Origin of the sequence: Aeromicrobium sp. (assembly GCF_036675695.1) — a bacterium.
Classification (GTDB): domain Bacteria; phylum Actinomycetota; class Actinomycetes; order Propionibacteriales; family Nocardioidaceae; genus Aeromicrobium.
Map to the genome: position 1 here is coordinate 13,885 of NZ_JAKFEL010000218.1, position 18,569 is coordinate 32,453.

An 18,569-nucleotide genomic window follows, 5' to 3' on the forward strand; every position below is an offset into this window, starting at 1 on the left:
TCACTTTCCGCGAGTGGTGTTTTCGAGTGATCTGGCTCTCGCGTGCTGGGGGCGTCTGCGATACGGTTCTGTGGAACTTACTAAGCAAGCGCTTAGGACATGATGAGACAGCACCGTGAAGGAGCAGAACAGTGAGTGAAGCCCGTACCGCGATCGTCACCGGAGGAGCCCGAGGAATCGGCGCCGGAGTGGCCCAGCGACTTTCGGCTGACGGGTTCAAGGTCGCCGTCGTCGACCTCGACGAAGGGTCCTGCGCGGGCACCGTCGACGCAATCACCGAAGCCGGTGGCTCGGCACTCGCCGTTGGTGCCAATGTTGGCGACGAGGAGCAGGTCGCAGCCGCCTTCAAGCGCATCGAGGCCGAGCTTGGTGCCCCGACCGTCCTGATCAACAATGCAGGCGTCATCCGCGACAACATGCTCTTCAAGATGACGACGGACGACTGGGACACCGTCATGAACGTGCACCTCCGCGGCGCCTTCCTGATGTCCAAGGGCGCGCAGAAGTACATGACCGAAGCCAAGTGGGGTCGCATCGTCAACCTCTCGAGCAGCTCGGCACTCGGCAACCGTGGGCAGGCCAACTACTCGGCCGCCAAGGCCGGCATCCAGGGCTTCACCAAGACACTCGCAATCGAGCTGGGCAAGTTCGGCATCACCGCCAACGCAATCGCTCCGGGTTTCATCCAGACCGACATGACGGCCTCGACGGCTGAGCGTCTCGGCGTCGCATTCGACGACTTCATCAAGTTCAGCGCCGAGCAGATCCCCGTACAGCGTGTCGGCCAGCCCGAGGACATCGCCCACACCGCATCGTTCCTCGTCAGCGAAGGCGCCGGCTTCGTGTCGGGTCAGGTCATCTACGTGGCCGGCGGGCCGCTCGGCTAATGAGCGATCCGAAGGGGCTCGACCTCGGAGCGCTGCATACGTGGCTGTCGGAGGTCGAGCCGTCGCTCGCCAACGGATCGTTGTCGGCAAGCCTGATCACCGGCGGCAAGTCCAATCTCACCTACCTGGTGAGTGATGGGACAAGCGACTACGTCGTACGACGCCCTCCCCTGGGCCACGTTCTCGCCACGGCGCACGACATGAGTCGCGAGTACACAGTCATGGCCGCGTTGGCCCCGACTGACGTACCGGTGCCACAGATGCTGGCCCACTGCGAAGATCCCGACATCATCGGCGCACCGTTCTACGTCATGGCCAAGGCCGATGGCACGCCGTACAGCCGCGCAGCACAGCTCGAGCCGCTTGGTGCAGACCGTACGCGCGCGATCACTGAGCAGCTGGTCGACACTCTCGCGACACTGCACGCCGTCGACCACAAGGCGGTCGGGCTGGCGGACTTCGGCCGACCAGACGGCTACCTCGAGCGCCAGGTGTCGCGCTGGAAGAAGCAGCTCGCGGCGTCGACCAGCCGCGAGCTCCCCGGCATGGATGAGCTCATCGCGCAGCTCGATGCCACCATCCCACCCACCAGCGACGGCACGATCGTGCACGGCGACTACCGGCTCGACAACGTGTTGGTCGACGACCAAGACAACATCACCGCAGTGCTCGACTGGGAGATGAGCACGCTGGGCGATCCGTTGACCGATGTTGCGGTGCTGCTGGCCTATCAGCAGCTGGCCGAGGAGGCCCCGCCCTCAAGCATCGGCGCGGCAATGGTCACGGACGCACCGCTTGCTCCCGGCTATCTCAGCCGTCACGACACTCTCGAGCGTTACGCCAGCAAGTCCGGCAGGGACGTCAGCAACATCTCGTTCCACCTGTCACTGGCGTTCTTCAAGCTCGCCGTGATCCTCGAAGGCATCCATTTCAGGCACTCCGCCGGCCAGACCGTCGGCAGCGGCTTCGATGGAATCGGCGACATGATTGAACCACTGATCGCCGCAGGACGCGCCGCTTCGCGCTAGGGTCGAGCCCGTGACGGCCGAGATTCTCGAACCCAGGCGCCGCCCGACTCAAGAGCGCAGCCACAAGAAGTTCGACCACCTATTGCTGGTGGCCCGCGAGCTGCTGCTCGAGGTCGGGTTTGAGTCGTTCACCTGCGAGGAAGTCGCCCATCGAGCTGGCCTGCCGATCGGCACGCTCTATCAGTTCTTCCAGAACAAGTACGTCATGGTCTGCGAGCTCGACCGCGTCGACGCTGTCGCCGTACGCATGGAACTCGCATCGTTCGCCGAGGCGATCCCATCACTCGACTGGTTGAAGTTCCTCAACCGACTCGTCGACCACATGGCCAAGATGTGGGTCGATGACCCCTCACGCCGCGCTGTCTGGCTGGCGGTCCAATCGACCCCCGCCACGCGTGCCACGGCCGCAGTGACCGAGCGCGAGCTCGCCGCCGAGGTCGCGAAGGCACTCGCTCCCCTGACGCCCGGCACGCCGCGTGAACGCCGCACGATCATGGCTGAGGTGCTGGTGCACGTCGTCTACTCGATGCTCAACTTCTCGATCCGCGATGGCCAGGAGCACAGCGAGGCGGTCATCGAGCTCAAGCGGCTCGTGACGGCTTATCTGCTGAGCGCCGAGCACTCCGAATAGTCCTCAGTCGGACAAGATGACGTACGCGGTCGCGTAATCGCCGTCGTGACTGAGAGACACCTCAAAGGTGCGGCCAGCAAGTCGCTTGGCCACTTCGCCATGAAGTCGTATGCGGGGTCGACCCCACGCATCGGTGACGACTTCGATCAGGTGATGGATGCCCTCGTCCATGACCGGCGCTTCACCGTACATCGATGCCGACCACGCCTTGATCACGGCTTCCTTGGCCGCCCAGCGAGCGGCGAAGTGACGCGCGGGATTGGAGGGACCACTCCGCGCATCACTCCGCTCGCCAGGTGAGAATGCCTCCGCAAACCTCGTACCGGGCTGGTCAAGCTGGTCCGCGAACGTAGGAACGTGGACCAGGTCGACACCGACCCCGAGGATCGTCATTGGCATGACACCGACTGGTACATGTCTCCCTCACCCAGTCGTGCTTGCGGATCCAGGAGCATCGCAGCCTCCCGGGCCCGCACTCCCTCGCTACCGAGGCGACGGTCGGGGCGTTCGTACAGCGAGGGGCCGCCGTACATTGCCCGAACCAGACGCATCCGGCCCCCGATCGTCCGCGCTTCCGCGCGGGTGGCGTAGGAGTCTCGCTCCTCCGCCGTCAAGGTTGCAAGGAAGGCTTGGGGGTTGACCAGCGCAATCAGGCCCGCCACGTGACCGAAGCCGAGGCTCGTCACGAGGCCTGCCTTGAGCTGGCCGGTCGCCAGCGGCTCACGCAGCCATACGAGGTGCTGGTGCTCAGCGAGGTCGTCCATGACGCAGTCGAGACTGCGGTTGGGAGGAACGACTCCGCCAGTGAGCACCTGGCTCAGACCGATGAGCTGGAAGGCTGCCGCGCCACCCTTCGAGTGACCCGTGAGGGCCTTCTGCGAGATGACATAGAGCGGGTTGCCCTCACTACGGCCGATTGCCGCCGCTAGACGCTCATGCAGCTCAGACTCGTTGCGCTCGTTGACGCCCGTCGAGGTGTCGTGCTTCGAGAGCACGCCGATGTCGTCTGCGGTCAGGCCGACCTGCGCCAGCGACTTCGCCAGCGCGGACTCGCGTCCACCGCGACCCGCGGCCAGCGCTCCGATGCCCGGGGCCGGGATCGACGTGTGGACACCGTCGGCGAACGAGCCGGCGTAGGCCACGACTGCGAGCACGGGCAGACCCATACGGGCAGCGACATCGCCACGAGCCAGCAGAATTGTTCCGCCGCCCTGTGACTCGACGAAGCCGCCATAGCGACGATCGTTGGCACGGCTGAAGTAGCGATCCTCGAGACCCTTGGCCTTCATGGCCGCCGAGTCAGCAGTGGCCGACATGTCAGCGAAGCCGACGATGCCCTCAACGCTCAGGTCGTCGAATCCGCCGGCTACGACGAACTCGGCCTTGCCAAGCTTGATCTTGTCGACGCCCTCTTCGACGGACACCGCGGTCGTGGCACAGGCGGCGACGGGGTGAACCATCGCGCCGTAGCTGCCGACGTAGGACTGCACGACGTGCGCTGCGATGACGTTGGGCAACGCCTCCTGGAGGATGTCGTTGGCCTTGTTCTCGCCGAGCAGGGTGTCGAGGTAGAGCGACTGCATCGACTGCATGCCACCCATGCCGGTGCCCTGCGTGTTGGCCACCATCGCCGGGTGAACCCAACGCATGAGCTCCGACGGCTCGAAGCCACTCGACAGGAACGCATCGACGGTGCAGACGAGGTTCCAGAGGCCGACGCGGTCGATCGACTCGACCATCTCAGCCGGAATGCCCCACACGGTGGGATCGAAGCCGGTCGGGATCTGGCCGCCGACCGTACGGGTCAGCTTGAGACGACGCGGTACGCGGATCTCGGTGCCGGCCTTGCGGGTCACGGTCCAGTCGCCGTCGGCTGTCGCCGCGATGACCGTACGCTCGGGGTCCGCGTCGCGGAGTGCCTTCGCCTCGGATTCGTTGGACACTGTGAACGACAGGTCCTTGTCAAGGAAGACCGATGTCAGCAGCGGGGCAGCGTTGTCGACCATGTTGCCTTCGTCGACGTAGCGGCGGATGCCACAGGCTTCGCGGACCGCATCTTCGTAGCGATCGGCGAGATCAGCCTCGTCGACGCTCTCCTGCGACTCGGTGTCGTACCAACCGCCTGCGGTGGTGTCCCAGGCGACCAGCCCGGTGGTCCACGCAAGCTCGAGGATGCCGGCGGCCGACAGGTCGTCGGACACCTCGACCTCGAAGCGAGTGCGCGAGGAGCCGTACGGGCCGAGCTCTCCGGCACCAACCATGACGACGAGATCCTCGGGACGCGCCTCGAGGGGTGCCCATTCAAGTGTGTCAACACGGTCGAGCTGTGCCGGGGACGGTGCCAAGGCGGCGATCATGCCGGTCTCGTCCTCGGCCTCAGCCGCAGGCCGCTCGACACCTTCGGCGAGTGCTCGCATGTCGAGGTTCACTCCACCGAGTCCACCCGTGAGATCCACCGTGAGCGGCTCGTTGTGTGCCGCGGCGCGAGCCTCCGGTGTGCAGGTCTCCAGAAGGGCTTCTGCCATCTCGTCAGGCGTCCACGTACGTACGCCGGCAGCCTCAACGGCCTCGACCAGCGGGTCGTTGCCGCCCATGAGGCCGGTACCGCGAACCCACCCGATGATCGCGTGGCTCAGCGTTACGCGGTTGGCCCAGGCGGGTTCAGCCTTCCAGCGGGTGACCAGTGCATCGAGAGCAGCCTTGGCCTCTCCATAACCGCCGTCGCCGCCGAACATGCCGCGGTTGGGCGAGCCCGGAAGTACGACGTGCAGCGACGCGTCGATGTCATGGTCCTGGCCGTGCGCCGACAGCGAGGTGATGAGGCGTTCGACCGACCACAGCAGGATGCGCATGTCGATCTCCGTGCGACTTCCGACGTCCGACATGTCACCAGCGACTCGACCTGCCGCGAACGGGAAGAGCAGCGTCGGTGTCATGGCGGGCTTGAGGACCGTCGTCGTACCTGCACGAGTCTGCGTCTGCTCGGCGCCGATCCACTCGGTGAGTGCGTCGACGTCGGCGAACGACGCCATGTTGGCTGGTACGACCCACAGGGCAGCACCCGTGATGGCGTACGACCGGTAGAGCTCGCGATAGAACGCGAGGCGCTTGGGATCGAGGCCCGATGTCGTCGCCACAACCGTCGCGCCACCGGCGAGCAGTTGCCCGACGATGCCTGCGGCGATCGAGCCCTGGCTCGCGCCGGTCACGACTGCGGTCTCGCCGGCCCACGGAGCGCTGGGCTCAGCGAGGGCGTCGGCAGCGATCTTGGCGAAGCGGTCCCTCAGCGCATGCTCACCGTTTGTCGCGTGCCACTGGGCCTGCGCCGCGAGCGCCTTGCCGGCTCCAATGAAGCTGACGTCAAGATCGTCGCCGTGGACGATGCGGGCGAGGTCTTCACGCGCACTGGCCCAACGATCGTCGAGCAGGACTGCCTTGTCTGCATCGAACGCAGGCGCGGTGAGCTTGGCCCAGTCGCTGCCCAGCTCAGTCTCGACGCGCGAGAGGATCGCGGCGTCATCCGCATTGGGCTCGACAACTACTGCGGGCTCATTGAGGCCGAGCTGGTCGAGCACGAGGCGGGCTGCCGAGGCGAGTACGCCGTCAGGACCGGTGATCTGTGCCGTGAACTCACCGAGAGCAGCGGCGTCGATCGTGGCTTCTCCTCCGCCGGTCGACGGGAGATCAACGCTGACACCGTGGCGTGCGGCGACTGCCGCAACGCTGGCATCGATGGCCGCGTCGACATCGGCACCTGTGGCGAGACCGCTCAGTGAACCGAAGTCACCACCGCGAACACTCGCACCTTCGCGGCTCGACATCGCGAGCTCGGCGAGCACGTGACTCGCCCAACCCGGGCCAAGCTGCCAGACATCGGCAACGCGTTCGGCGACGTACGCCTGACGCTTGCCGGTCGGGCCAAGCACCTTCTTGAGGTGATCGCCGAGAGCCTCGGTGAGGACCTGGCCGAACGCCTTGTAGCCACGCGCGAGGCCCTTGACCTGGCCCGACAGCGTCGGCAGGTCGGCGTCGGCGGCGCCATCAATGGCGCCGAGCCCAAGCTCTCCGCCAAGGTCGACGAGCAGCTGGTTGCGGCGTGAGGACGCTCCATCACAGAGCGACTCGATCGAATCGGCGGCGCCGATCTGATCGATACGCATCTTCGTCCACCAGGCGATGAGCACGGTGGTCGCATCTGCGGCGTCGAACGAGATGTCCGCAGGACGCGGGCCACTGCTCGTGGGCGAGGTGACCAGTTGAACACTCGGCGAAGCCGCATCCGAGGTTGGCGCCTCGACAACTGCCTCTTCCTCGTCGAACTCAACCATCTCCTCATCGGTGCTGAACACCGCGGCGCTGTCGCGCTCGAAGTTGAGCACCTCGACGGGTCCGCCATGGCGGCCCGGGAGCTTCAGAGTCTGCGAAGCGAGGTTGGCGACCGTAGGTGCCTGGCCTACGCCGACCTCGATGAAGCGCTCGACACCGAGCTCACCGAACATCAGGTCCTGTGTCTCGATCCAGCGGACCGGGCTGGCGAACTGCCAGGCCAGGAGCTCGATCAGCACCACGCGGCACAGCTCACCGGGCTTCTTGGACCACGCGGCGAAGTCTGCAAGGACTGCGTCGAGCGGCTCGGAAGGTACGAGGTCGGCGATCTCCTGGATGAAAGCGCGATCCAGAGAGAACGGCTTGGGCACCAGGTTGGGGACATAGCGACCGGCCAGGATCGCCGGGTCGATTGTCGGCGGCAGCAGCTCGTCGAGTCGCGCCCGGAAGTCCGGCACACCTCCACGGAGCACCGTCGAGTGGAATGGCACGTCGATACCCGGGATCAGGATGAACGCACCCTTGCCGCCGAACTCGTCGCGACGCTTGTTGACTGCGGTTTCGAGGATCTCGAGGCCGCGTACGGTGCCGGCGATCGCGTACTGCGAGTCGCGGAGGTTGTAGTTGACGATCTGGAGGAACTCGCCCGAGCTTTCGGCGATCCCGTCGACGAACTCCTTGACGTTCTCGTCGACCAGGCCGATCTGTGACGGCCGGATCGCGGCGAGACGATAGTCGCTGCGTCCCTCAGCGTCACGCTCGACGAGCGTGTGCATGACCGAACCGCGTTGGAACACGACCTCGACAACACCCTCGAGCGCAATGACGCCGGAGACAGCAGCGAGAGCGTTGTACTCGCCGACCGAGTGACCCGCGAGGATCGAGCCCTCGACGAATCCGCCTGCCTCGCGGAGTTCAGCCATCTGTGCAGCACCGAGGACGGCCATGGCCACCTGGGTGAACTGCGTCAGGAACAGCACGCCATCCGGGTGCTTGTGCGTGACGCCTTGCGCGACGAGAACCGTCGGGTTGTCGCGGACGACGTTCAGGATCGAGAAGCCGAGGGCCTCGCGAGTGTGCGCATCGGCGCGGTCCCAGATCTCGCGGGCGGCCTTGGAGCGGGCGTACGCGGCCATGCCCATGCCGGCGTGCTGAATGCCCTGACCCGGGAACGCGTAAGCCGTGCGGGGAGCTTCGAGGCGAGCGGTGGCGGCCATGACGACCTCACCCTCGACGCGGCAGCTGATGTCGATGACTTCAGCACCGGCGTCCAGACCAACGCGGTCGGCGCGGATGTCGACGGTCGCACCCGGACGTACGGGCGCCATGAAGCGCGTCGTCCAGCCCGTGATGCGGCGATTGGAGACGATCTGCTGGGCAGCCGCTGAGACCCACATGCCGTGGACGATCGGATCGCCCAGACCTGCCAGGCGTGCCGCGGCGACACTGGTGTGGATCGGGTTGTGGTCGCCGGTCACTGCGGCGAAGGCGTGCAGGTCAGTCGGTGCGACGACCGAGGCGGAGCCGCGCGACTTGCGCGGCGTGTCCTGGACGTCATCGCCCAGCGCTCCCCCGGCGCGTGCCGGATCGGCAAGCACGCCGGCGCCCGTGCGTCCGCGGATCGCAAAGCGCTCGCGCAGGGTGGCAATGGCCTGTCCTTCGGACGAGATGGTCACGTCAACCGTGACGACGCGGCCGTAATCGGTGTCGGAGACCGACTCGACCGTGGCGCCAATCGTGAGCGTCGCAGGCACGGTCGGCATAGTGCCGTCGAGCGCGATGGCGTGGTCAAGGTGAACCAGGTCGAGCATGCCCTCGATGACGGGGATGCCATCGGCAGTCGTCGTGTCGCCCAGAACGGCGAAGACAGACGGCCAGGCGAGTCCGACGAGCACGTCGGGTACGGGGTGCACGGGCACATCTGCGCCGGTCACACCCGCGTGGTCGGCGATCAGATCGGGGTCCCAGTCGACCGAGACGGTCGCATGACCATCCGAGACCTTGGGCACGGTTCCACCGGAAGCACCGGCAACCAGAGCACCCATTGCCTCCGCTGCGATCTCGGTGCTCACGACCGGAGCTGCGCCAGACACGACGGCGTCGCCAAGGTCGATGCGCAAAGAGAGCGGCTTTGCGAGCGGTACGTGGAGCTCAGCAGTACGGGCATCGATCGCGATGATCGTCGCGCCAGTCTCGGGGTGCTCAGCACGCTCGGGATCGACGATGACCCAGTCTGCGCCGAGGCGGTGGACGGGGTTGCGAACCGTGCGGCCGGCCCACACCAGGTCGGGAGCGGCGAGAACGAGCGACAGCACGTCACCCGCTCCGTCGACGCGACGACGTCCAGCAACGCGCTGAGGTGCGCGACCGGAAGCCAGCAGGCCATCGATCGTGGCGTCCTCGAAACGACGCAGGAGCTCGGCAACGGGCTCATCGACGCGGTCGATGCCGCCGACCGATACCGGTCCGGGGATGACGCAGACCTGATCAGCGCCGTAGCGGGCATCGTGTGCCTGCCATAGCGAGTCGGAGCGCCACCAACGGCGTACGTCCTGGTCGAGGATCGGTACGAAGTTGACCGGCTTGCCGGGTGTCTTGCACTGGTCGACGAAGAACAGCACGTCGCCCGGGTGCAGGGTAACCTCGGCCGCAGCCGGGTAGGCACGAAGCAGTGCGTCGAGAGCGGTCGCGCCGAAGGCAACGCTCTCCTCGTCGGCGAACAACGTCGGAATCGTGCCGCGGTCGGCGGCGTGGAGGCGAGCTTCGGCACGCTGCAGCATTGCGGTGAACCGCTCCTGCATCGTGATGTCGAGCCATGTCGGGGTGCCGCTCAGCTCGAGGAAACGGCTCAGCCACTGGGCGTAGGTCATGGTTGCGACATCGCCGAAGTAGGGCTTCGCGGTGCGGTTGAGCGCCTCGACGATCTCGTCACGACGCTCGGCAACGGCTTCGGCGTCGCCGGCGACCTCGTCGAGGAGGTGGCCGGTACGCGATGCGGTGTTGTCGATCTCGTGGATGTCAGCGCCGAGCTGGCTCAGGCTGGACGCCATTCCGCCCTTGGCGGTGCCTGCGCCGATCCAGGCGCCAGTGCCGCGCGTGTCGACCAGCAGCTGCTTGACGTCAGGTGCGGTGGTGGCCTCGAGCGTTGCCATGGCAGCAGTACCGACGAGGATGCCGTCGAGCGGCATCAACGGGAAGTCATGGCGACGAGCCCACTCACCGGACAGGTACGCCGCAGCAACCTCGGGAGTACCGATGCCACCGCCGACGCAGACGACCACGTTGTCGAGCGCGCGCAGCTCGCCGTACGTGGCGAGAAGCAGGTCGTCGAGGTCTTCCCACGAGTGGTGGCCGCCGGCCTTGCCGCCCTCGATCTGAACGATGATCGGTGTCGGAGCGACTTCCTTGGCGATCGCGATGACCTGGCGGATCTGCTTGACCGTGCCGGGCTTGAAGACGACATGCGTGATGTCGGCGTCGCGCAGCTCGGAAACGAGTGCAACGGCTTCTTCAAGCTCGGGGATGCCCGCAGTGACGATGACGGCGTCGATGGGCGCGCCGGCAGCGCGAGCGCGCTGTACGAGGCGCTTCTGGCCGAGCTGCAGCTTCCAGAGGTACGGATCGAGGAACAGCGAGTTGAACTGGTAGGTGCTGCCGGGCGTCAACAGCTCATTCAGCTCAGCGACACGGTCGGCGAAGATGGGCTCGGTGACCTGTCCACCGCCGGCGAGCTCAGCCCAGAATCCGGCGTTGGCGGCTGCCGCGACGATCTTGGCGTCAACGGTCGTCGGCGTCATGCCGGCGAGCAGGATCGGCGACTTGCCGGTCAGACGCGTGAAGCGCGTCTCGGCGTGAATGCTGCCATCAGGCAGTGTGACGACGCTGGGCGCGTAGGCCGACCACGGCGTTGCGAGGCGCGGAGCTGCACCGGCAGCGACAAGCTCGCGGTGACCGCGACGAGTCGTCGTGGCGATGATGCCGACGCCGCGTGTACGCAGCTCGCGGGCCGAGAGGCGCGCTGCGATGTCGCCAGGACCCAAGTCAAGGATCCAGGTCGCGCCGGAGTTCATGGCCATTTCGAGGGACTCGACCCAGTCGACCGGGTCGACGAGCGAGCGCTTCGCAAGATCGCGAGCACGTTCGGCGTCAATGCCACAGGTCGTTGCCCAGGCGGCGACGAGATCTGCTGCTTCGGCGAGGTCGGGGTGGTGGAAAGCCAGCTGTGACGTGAGCGGTTCGATGACGGGAGCGAACGGCGTACCGCCCGTCGTCTTACGATCGCGCTCAGCCTTCTCGGCGGCTGCAACCTCTTCGAGATGGGATTCAACGATGGGGAGACTGCTTGCCGGACCGCTGATGACAACACTGCGGCGACCGTTGCGCATGCGCGAGACGACCCGAAGTGAAGCCGGCAGTTCAGCGAGGATCTCGTCGATGCGCTCCGGGCGTACATTCGAGATGCTCAGCATGGTGTTGCCGAGCAGTCCACGACGACGGCCAACCAGCTGTCCCGCTGCACCGATCAGACGAGCGATCGCAAGCAGCTCGACGTCGTCGACGCCAGCAAGTGACTGGGCTGCGATGTGGCCCTGCGAGTGTCCAATCACGGCGGATGGCTTCACGACCTGAGTGTCGATCCCCTGACGGTGCAGCGCGCGGATCCCGGCGAGCTGCGTCAGAAGGATTCCGGGCAGCGAGACACCCGGCGCGCCGAGCATGTCGGAGTCAGGAAGCTCAGGAGCGTCGTCGTCCTCAGCCGACTCCCCCACAGCGAGGACGTCGACCCACGCCAGCGGCGTGAACGTGATGCCCGCACGGGCGAGCTCACCTGCGACAGGTACGAGCTTTGCTTCGGCCTGGCTCACCAGGGACTCGAGGTCCGCCTCGAGGGCGTAATCACGTACGAGATCGGCCAACGGCTCCAGCCACGAGGCGCCCTGTCCACCGAAGCCCACTGCGTAAGGGGCGCCGTCGACGATGCGGTCGACGAGAGCGCCGCGGCGCTCAGAAGTGCGGATGGGGGCAAGCGATGTGTCGATGGTCGTCACGTGAGTTCCCTCGGGGTACTGCCGTCTCGGGATCGACGGGCGGTAACCCCAGTCTCGCAAAACATGAGGGAAACCTCAACTTTAATGCGAGGTTTTCCTCATGTTTTTCAAGAGATGTGGATCACGCTCCCTGTTGACCGATCCCCAGTCAGCGACCAGAATGAATGAACATTCAGTCATAGGAGCTCCCGATGAGTTGGACCCAGAACGACATCCCCGATCAGTCCGGCCGCACGGCGGTCGTCACAGGCGCCAATGGCGGTCTCGGTCTTGAGACCGCAGAAGCCCTGGCCGGCGCCGGCGCACATGTCGTCATGGCCGTACGCAACCAGGACAAGGCCAAAGGCGCTGTCGAACGCATCCGAGCCAAACATCCCGACGCTTCGCTAGAACTCGTGCCACTCGACCTCGGCGACCTGGCCTCCACCGCCGCAGCCGCCGAGCAGATCCTGGCGAAGCACGACTCGATCGACCTGCTCATCAACAACGCCGGTGTGATGGCCATGCCTGAGCGCACCACGGCCGATGGCTTCGAGATGCAGTTCGGCGTCGACCACCTCGGCCACTTCGCCTTCACGGCCCATCTCCTCCCGAGGATCGTCAGGACGGACGGGGCTCGAGTCGTCACTGTCACCAGCATCGCCCGCTTCCAGGGCAAGCCGGTCGATCCCGACAACCCGCACATGAAGGGCAACTACGGCGCATGGCGCTCGTACGGGCAGGCCAAGCTGGCCAACTACTACTTCGGTCTGGGCCTGCAGAATAAGTTCGCCGAAGCTGGCGTCTCGGCCCAGAGCCTGCTCGCGCATCCAGGTCTGTCCCATACGGACCTGCAGACCACAACGTCAACTGAGGGTGGTGCCGGATGGCTCGGCGCCTGGTCTGAGACGTTGGCCGCTCGCACCGGGATGCCACCTCACAAGGGAGCCCGCCCGCAGCTGCGTGCCGCGACCGATCCCAAAGCCAAGGGCGGCCAGATGTACGGTCCGCTGCTCGCATCCAATGGCCCTGCCGTCAACCGACCAATCCTTCGCCGTATCGGCCTCGACAAGCGCATTCAGGAGCTGTGGGACGTTTCCGAGCGCGAGACCGGCGTGAAGCTCGACGTGGCAGAGGCTGTGCGCTCGAAATGACGACACCCGTCGCGGTCAATCGAGCCAAGGCGGTTCGTCACGCCTTGATCCGGCTCGTTGCCCGTGACGGGTTCCACGGCACGTCCATGGCTGCTGTTGCCAAGGAGGCGGGGGTCGCAACCGGCACGGCGTACGTCCACTACGCCTCGAAGGACGAGCTGGTCCTGGCGACCTACCTGGAGGTGAAGCAGGCCTTGGGTGAGGCGGCGTTGGCTGGCGTGGACCCTGACGCCACCTCGCGAGAGCAGTTCGGTCAGCTGTGGACCGGCGTCTTGCATCACCTCCAGGCAGACCCCGACCGTGCACGCTTCCTGGCGCAAGCGGACAGCTCGCCATATGCGCAGATCGCCCACGAGAAGGCAATCTCCGCCCTCGACGACCCGCTCATGTCATCGCCGGTGGTTGCCAGCCTGCTTCAGCAGATGGTCACGCTGCCCGCCGAAGTTCTGTTCGATCTGGCCGTCGGCCCGATCATCCGCCTCACGGCGATCCAGCGCAGCGTTGACGAGTCCGTTGTGGAGCCACTGATCGAGGCGTGCTGGCGGGCCGTGACTCCCCCGAAGGAGTGAGTCAGACGCCACCGGTGAGCAGCAGACCGCCATCGATCGTGAGGGTCTGACCTGTCACCCAGGCCGCATCCTCGGACAGCAGGAACGCGACAACCGAGCCCACGTCATCCGGCACGCCGAGTCGCTTCATCGGGTATGCGGCCGACACTTCGTCTTCCTTGCCCTCATAGAGAGCGGCTGCGAACTTCGTCTTCACCACAGCCGGCGCGACGGCGTTGACCCGGATGTCCGGACCGAGCTCGACGGCAAGTTCCTCGGTCACATGGATGACCCCGGACTTCGAGGCTCCGTAGACACCGATCCCGGGCGCGGGCTTGAGACCCGCGACCGAGGCGACGTTGACGATCGCTCCCCCGTTTTCGCCCATCCAGGCGTGATAGACCTTCTGCGCCCACGCGATCGACGAGATGACGTTGACCCGGAACGTCTTCTCAGCAGCGCCCAGGTCGACATCGATCATCCGCCCGTACGTCGGATTGATGCCCGTGTTGTTGACCAGGAAGTCGATCCGACCGAATGCGTCGAGGGTCGCCGCAACCGCCTCCGCCTGGTGGGCCTCATCATCGGCCGCACCAGCGGAGAAGATCGCGTTCTCGTGTCCGCCGAGCGACTCGACTGCCTCGGCCAGCGCGTCAGCCTTGCGGGCTGTGATGCATACGCGTGCGCCATCGGCGACGAGGCGCTCCGCGATGGCAAGGCCGATGCCCCGGCTTGCGCCGGTGACAATTGCGACCTTGCCCTCGAAGCGGCGAGTCATCAGGACAGGCGTTCGATGACCATGGCCATGCCCTGGCCACCGCCGACACACATCGACTCGACACCGAACTGCTTGTCGTGGTGCTGCAGCGAGTTGATCAGCGTGCTGGTGATGCGAGCACCGGTCATACCGAACGGGTGACCGATCGCGATCGCACCGCCGTTGACGTTGAGCTTGTCCATCGGGATGCCGAGCACCTTGGCCGAACCCCACGACTGGACCGCGAAGGCCTCGTTGATCTCGTAGAGGTCGATGTCGTCCAGGCTCATACCGGCATTGCGCAGGGCGGCGGGGATCGCCTCGACCGGACCAAGGCCCATGATCTCGGGCGAGAGGCCCGTGACCGCGGTCGACACGATGCGAGCGAGCGGGGTCAGACCGAGTTCCTTGGCCTTGGTGTCGCTCATGATGACAACTGCAGCAGCACCGTCGTTGAGCGGGCAGCAGTTGCCAGCAGTGATGGTGCCATCGGGACGGAACACGGGCTTGAGCTGCGAGACAGCCTCGAGCGTGACGCCGGCACGCGGTCCGTCGTCCAGGCTCACCGTCGTGCCGTCAGGCAGCGTGACGGGGGTGATGTCCTTGGCCCAGAATCCGTTGTTGATTGCCTTCTCAGCAAGGTTCTGGCTGCGTACGCCGAACTCGTCCTGCTCTTCACGGCTCATGCCGATCTTCTGCTGAACGTTCTCTGCTGTCTGGCCCATCGAGATGTAGACGTCGGGTACGTCGCCGTCTTCGCGGGGATCACTCCACGAGTCGGCTCCACCCTGCTCACGCTTGGCGGTACGCGCGATCGCGTCGTCGTAGATCGGGTTCTTGGTGTCAGGCATGCCATCCGAGCTGCCCTTGCCGAAACGGCTCACGGTCTCGACACCGGCCGAAATGAACACGTCACCCTCGCCGGCCTTGATCGCGTGGAAAGCCATGCGGGTGGTCTGCAGGCTCGAGGAGCAGTAGCGGTTGACCGTCACTCCGGGTACGTGGTCGAAGCCGGACTGCACGGCGACGATGCGACCGAGGTTGTAGCCGCTCTCACCGGCCGGCTGGCCGACACCGAGGTGGAGGTCGACGATGTCCTTGGGATCGAGTCCCGGCACCTTGGCCAGCGCTGCCTGCACCATCTGGACCGTGAGGTCATCGGGGCGCATGTCCTTCAGCGAGCCCTTGAACGCGCGGCCGATCGGCGAGCGAGCGGTGGAGACGATTACTGCTTCAGTCATCAGTGGTGCCTTTCGTTGGACTCAGAATCCGAGGTCTCGGCCTATGAGCTCTTTCATGATCTCGTTCGAACCAGCCCAGATCTTGCTGACCCGGGCATCTCGCCAGGCGCGTGCGACACGGTACTCGTTCATGTATCCGTACCCGCCATGGAGTTGGACGCAATGGTCCAGGACGTCGTTCTGGATCTCCGACGACCACCACTTGGCCTTGGCTGCATCGGTGGCGGTGGCCTCGCCGCGAGTGTGCGCCAGCACGGCCGCATCGATGAACGTCTCGGCGACTTCGATCTTGGTCACCAGCTCGGCGAGCAGGAACTTGTTGTGCTGCAGGCTTCCGATCGGCTGCTTGAACGCCTGGCGATCGTGGGCGTACTGGATCGTCTCGCCGAGGATCTGCTTGGCGTGCGCCACATTGGACACCGAGCAGCTGATTCGCTCCTGCGGAAGGCGCTGCATCATGTAGATGAAGCCCTGGTCGACCTCGCCGACCAGCCGGTCGTCACCCAGTCGTACGTTCTCGAAGAACAACTCGGCGGTGTCGGCTTCGCTCTGCCCGACCTTGTCGAGCTTGCGTCCGCGGCTGAAGCCGGGATCAGTCGCCTCGATTGCGAACAGGCTGATGCCCTTTGCGCCCTTGTCGGGCGACGTGCGTACGGCGGTGATCACGAGATCTGCGGAGAAGCCGTTCGTGATGAACGTCTTGGAGCCGTTGATGACCCATTCGTCACCATCGCGCACTGCCGTGGTCTTGAGGGCGGCCAGATCGGAACCACCACCGGGCTCGGTCATGGCAATGGCGGTGAGGATATCGCCGGTGACGCAGCCCGGGAGCCAGCGCGCCTTCTGCTCGTCGGTGCACAGGTCCACGAGATAGGGCACTGCGATGTCGGTATGGATCGCGACGCATGAAGCGAGTGCGGCGTTGAGCTTGCTCAGCTCCTCATCCCATACGGCGTTGAAGCGGAAGTCGTCCGCCTCGGCGCCACCGAACTCCTCGGGGATCTCGAGACCGAGAAAGCCCTCAGCTCCAGCGGCGAGCCAGAAGTCGCGCGGGAGGGCCTTGTCCTCGAGGTACTTCTCGAGGTTGGGCTCGACATGCTTGGCGAGGAATGCGGCACAGGAGGCGCGGAACGCCTCGTGGTCCTCGTTGTAGATCGTTCGCTGCAAAGTTCTGCCTTCGTGGTCCGTGAACGCGCACTAAGCGCTTGCTTAGCATGCAAGCACTGCGGCATGCTGTCAACCAATTAGGAGGCCAGCATGACGACCATCACAGCGCGTGAACGGCTCCTCAATGCTGCCGTTGAGGCGTTCGCCGAGAAGGGCTTCGCTGGTACCACGACGCGAGACATTGCCTCCCGTGCCGGTATGAGCCCGGCCGCGGTCTACGTGCACCACGACTCCAAGGAGAGCCTCCTGTTCTCCGTCAGTCTTGACGGCCACCGTCGAGCGCTGGAGGTCATCACCTCGGCTGCCGCCTCGAGCACTGATCCCGTCAATCGGCTGCGTGTCATGGTCTACGAATTCAGCCTCTGGCACGCCGACAACAGCCGGGTAGGGCGCATCGTGCAGTACGAGTACCACGCGCTCACCGACGAACACCGCGCAGAAGTCGCAACTTACCGACGCGACATCGAGAAGGCGATGCAAGACGCCCTGGCCGACGGTGTCGACCAGGGCGTCCTGGATGTTGTTGACGTCCCCGGAACAGCGTTCTCGCTGCTCTCGCTGGGCGTCGATCTCGTGCGCTGGTTCGAGCCCGGAGGTTCTCGCTCCGGCCACGAGCTGGCCAGCCTGCACGCCGATCTGGCGGTCAGGATGACCAGGCTTCGTTAGGCTGCGTCAGCCTGCAGGACAGCCTCGGCCACGATGTGGATCGAGATCTTGTCGCCGATGACGACCTTGTCGCCCTCAAGCGGGATGTTGAAGTCGATACCGAACTCCTTGCGGCTGATCTCGGTGGTCGCCTCGACGCCCACGCGCGTTCCGCCCCACGGGTCCGAGCCCTCACCGAGGAAGTCAACGGCCAGCTCGACCGACTTGGAGACGCCCTTGATGGTCAGATCGCCAGTGACGACGAACTCAGTGCCGCTCTTGGCGACGACACCTGTCGACACGAACGTCGCCTGGTCCTGGTTGTCGGCGTCGAAGAAGTCACCCGAACGCAGGTGCTCGTCGCGCTGGGCCGTACCGGTGTTGATCGACGACAGGTCGAAGGAGACGTTCACCGACGAGGCGGTGATGTCCTCGGCCGTGACAAGCGTGCCCTCGAAGGTCTCGAACTTGCCGCGGACCTTGCTGATGATGTGGCGAACGGTGAAGCCGATCTCGGTGTGAGTCGGGTCGATCGTCCAGGTGCCAGTGCTGACGTTGATGTCTGTGGTGGTGCTCATGTTGATGCCTCCGGGTACAGTAGTTGATTGTTCAACAAACATGACCCTACAGATAGTACAACCTTCAATCAAGTGGGCAGGCTTGTATGATGGATCACATGGAGACCGCAACCGAAACTCCGTGGCTCACCGCCGCAGAGCAGCAGATCTGGCGATCGTTCCTCGGCGGAACGATCGTCCTGAACGATCGCCTCGATCGCGACCTCCGCACGGCTCACGGCCTGTCGATGCCCGAGTACGAGATCCTCGTACGACTGTCCGAGGCGCCCGACCGTTCAATTCGTATGGCCGAGCTCGCTGCTGCGGTCTCCCACTCACGCAGTCGCGTGACTCATACGATCGCCCGCCTTGAGCGAGAAGGACTCGTCTTCCGGGGCCAGTGCTCCGAGGACGGCCGCGGCGTCTCCGCCGTCATGACCGACAAGGGCTTTGCCCGGCTCGAGGAGGCGGCGCACACCCACGTACGCGGTGTGCACTCCTATCTTGTCGACAACGCCTCCCCTGAAGAGTTCGCCGTGCTCGGTCAGATCATGCAGCGCGTGATCACTCAGCTCGGCGGACAGTGCTGACCGAACCGTGC

13 protein-coding genes are annotated in these 18,569 nt (G+C 65.3%); 7 read left to right on the top strand and 6 right to left on the bottom strand.

Translation table 11 applies throughout. The features are described from left to right. Positions 1 to 131: 131 nt before the first annotated feature. From fabG to V6M39_RS13845, 3 genes are read left to right on the top strand one after another with little or no spacing between them, the layout of a single operon-like run. Positions 132 to 887: a 3-oxoacyl-ACP reductase FabG gene (gene fabG / locus V6M39_RS13835; protein ID WP_332644400.1), complete on the top strand. Its 756-nt coding sequence runs from the start codon at positions 132 to 134 to the stop codon at positions 885 to 887. After that, positions 887 to 1,915, top strand: coding sequence for a phosphotransferase family protein (locus V6M39_RS13840; protein WP_332644401.1), 1,029 nt, complete (start codon positions 887 to 889; stop codon positions 1,913 to 1,915). Before fabG ends, V6M39_RS13840 begins: the two co-directional genes overlap by 1 nt. A gap of 10 nt (positions 1,916 to 1,925) precedes the next feature. Beyond that, positions 1,926 to 2,546 carry a TetR family transcriptional regulator gene (locus tag V6M39_RS13845; RefSeq protein WP_332644402.1) on the top strand — a complete coding sequence of 207 codons (621 nt, stop codon included), beginning with the start codon at positions 1,926 to 1,928 and terminating at the stop codon, positions 2,544 to 2,546. A gap of 3 nt (positions 2,547 to 2,549) precedes the next feature. On the opposite strand, the gene acpS is transcribed toward V6M39_RS13845, so the two are convergent. Both acpS and V6M39_RS13855 read right to left on the bottom strand, forming a co-directional pair. Next, positions 2,550 to 2,939 carry a holo-ACP synthase AcpS gene (gene acpS, locus V6M39_RS13850; RefSeq protein ID WP_332644403.1) on the bottom strand — a complete coding sequence of 130 codons (390 nt, stop codon included), beginning with the start codon at positions 2,937 to 2,939 and terminating at the stop codon, positions 2,550 to 2,552. Beyond that, the gene (locus tag V6M39_RS13855) at positions 2,936 to 11,920 is read right to left on the bottom strand and encodes a fatty acid synthase subunit beta domain-containing protein (protein WP_332644404.1); all 8,985 of its coding nucleotides are present in this window, start codon (positions 11,918 to 11,920) and stop codon (positions 2,936 to 2,938) included. The genes acpS and V6M39_RS13855 overlap by 4 nt, the downstream gene beginning before the upstream one ends. Before the next feature lie 191 nt (positions 11,921 to 12,111). Here V6M39_RS13855 and V6M39_RS13860 point away from each other — a divergent pair, with 191 nt between their 5' ends. After that, on the top strand, positions 12,112 to 13,053 hold the full coding sequence (locus V6M39_RS13860; protein WP_332644405.1) for an oxidoreductase: 942 nt from the start codon (positions 12,112 to 12,114) through the stop codon (positions 13,051 to 13,053). Continuing rightward, on the top strand, positions 13,050 to 13,622 hold the full coding sequence (locus tag V6M39_RS13865; RefSeq protein WP_332644406.1) for a TetR/AcrR family transcriptional regulator: 573 nt from the start codon (positions 13,050 to 13,052) through the stop codon (positions 13,620 to 13,622). Before V6M39_RS13860 ends, V6M39_RS13865 begins: the two co-directional genes overlap by 4 nt. 1 nt (position 13,623) lies before the next feature. Here V6M39_RS13865 and V6M39_RS13870 read toward each other — a convergent pair whose 3' ends face one another. Genes V6M39_RS13870 through V6M39_RS13880 form a run of 3 tightly spaced genes read right to left on the bottom strand, consistent with a single transcriptional unit; the run spans position 13,624 to position 16,766 of the window. Next, a complete protein-coding gene (locus V6M39_RS13870; RefSeq protein WP_332644407.1) occupies positions 13,624 to 14,379 on the bottom strand; it encodes an SDR family oxidoreductase in 756 nt (251 codons plus the stop codon). Next, positions 14,379 to 15,599: an acetyl-CoA C-acetyltransferase gene (locus tag V6M39_RS13875; RefSeq protein ID WP_332644408.1), complete on the bottom strand. Its 1,221-nt coding sequence runs from the start codon at positions 15,597 to 15,599 to the stop codon at positions 14,379 to 14,381. The genes V6M39_RS13870 and V6M39_RS13875 overlap by 1 nt, the downstream gene beginning before the upstream one ends. A gap of 21 nt (positions 15,600 to 15,620) precedes the next feature. Further along, positions 15,621 to 16,766, bottom strand: coding sequence for an acyl-CoA dehydrogenase family protein (locus V6M39_RS13880; RefSeq protein ID WP_332644409.1), 1,146 nt, complete (start codon positions 16,764 to 16,766; stop codon positions 15,621 to 15,623). Positions 16,767 to 16,856: 90 nt separating this feature from the next. Between V6M39_RS13880 and V6M39_RS13885 the strand changes: the two genes are divergently transcribed. Further along, positions 16,857 to 17,432, top strand: coding sequence for a TetR/AcrR family transcriptional regulator (locus V6M39_RS13885; protein ID WP_332644410.1), 576 nt, complete (start codon positions 16,857 to 16,859; stop codon positions 17,430 to 17,432). Here V6M39_RS13885 and V6M39_RS13890 read toward each other — a convergent pair. Beyond that, complete coding sequence (locus V6M39_RS13890; protein ID WP_332644411.1) at positions 17,429 to 17,989, bottom strand: YceI family protein; 561 nt, start codon at positions 17,987 to 17,989, stop codon at positions 17,429 to 17,431. The genes V6M39_RS13885 and V6M39_RS13890 overlap by 4 nt on opposite strands. 98 nt (positions 17,990 to 18,087) lie before the next feature. Here V6M39_RS13890 and V6M39_RS13895 point away from each other — a divergent pair, with 98 nt between their 5' ends. Continuing rightward, on the top strand, positions 18,088 to 18,558 hold the full coding sequence (locus tag V6M39_RS13895) for a MarR family winged helix-turn-helix transcriptional regulator (RefSeq protein WP_332644412.1): 471 nt from the start codon (positions 18,088 to 18,090) through the stop codon (positions 18,556 to 18,558). The last annotated feature ends 11 nt before the right edge of the window (positions 18,559 to 18,569 follow it).

What these genes read in the sequence shown, in the direction of transcription:
- V6M39_RS13840 (WP_332644401.1), top strand. Translation starts at nt 887, where the DNA reads ATGAGCGATCCGAAGGGGCTCGACCTCGGAGCGCTGCATACGTGGCTG.
- acpS (WP_332644403.1), bottom strand. Translation starts at nt 2,939, where the DNA reads ATGACGATCCTCGGGGTCGGTGTCGACCTGGTCCACGTTCCTACGTTC.
- V6M39_RS13860 (WP_332644405.1), top strand. Translation starts at nt 12,112, where the DNA reads ATGAGTTGGACCCAGAACGACATCCCCGATCAGTCCGGCCGCACGGCG.
- V6M39_RS13865 (WP_332644406.1), top strand. Translation starts at nt 13,050, where the DNA reads ATGACGACACCCGTCGCGGTCAATCGAGCCAAGGCGGTTCGTCACGCC.
- V6M39_RS13870 (WP_332644407.1), bottom strand. Translation starts at nt 14,379, where the DNA reads ATGACTCGCCGCTTCGAGGGCAAGGTCGCAATTGTCACCGGCGCAAGC.
- V6M39_RS13875 (WP_332644408.1), bottom strand. Translation starts at nt 15,599, where the DNA reads ATGACTGAAGCAGTAATCGTCTCCACCGCTCGCTCGCCGATCGGCCGC.
- V6M39_RS13885 (WP_332644410.1), top strand. Translation starts at nt 16,857, where the DNA reads ATGACGACCATCACAGCGCGTGAACGGCTCCTCAATGCTGCCGTTGAG.
- V6M39_RS13890 (WP_332644411.1), bottom strand. Translation starts at nt 17,989, where the DNA reads ATGAGCACCACCACAGACATCAACGTCAGCACTGGCACCTGGACGATC.
- V6M39_RS13895 (WP_332644412.1), top strand. Translation starts at nt 18,088, where the DNA reads ATGGAGACCGCAACCGAAACTCCGTGGCTCACCGCCGCAGAGCAGCAG.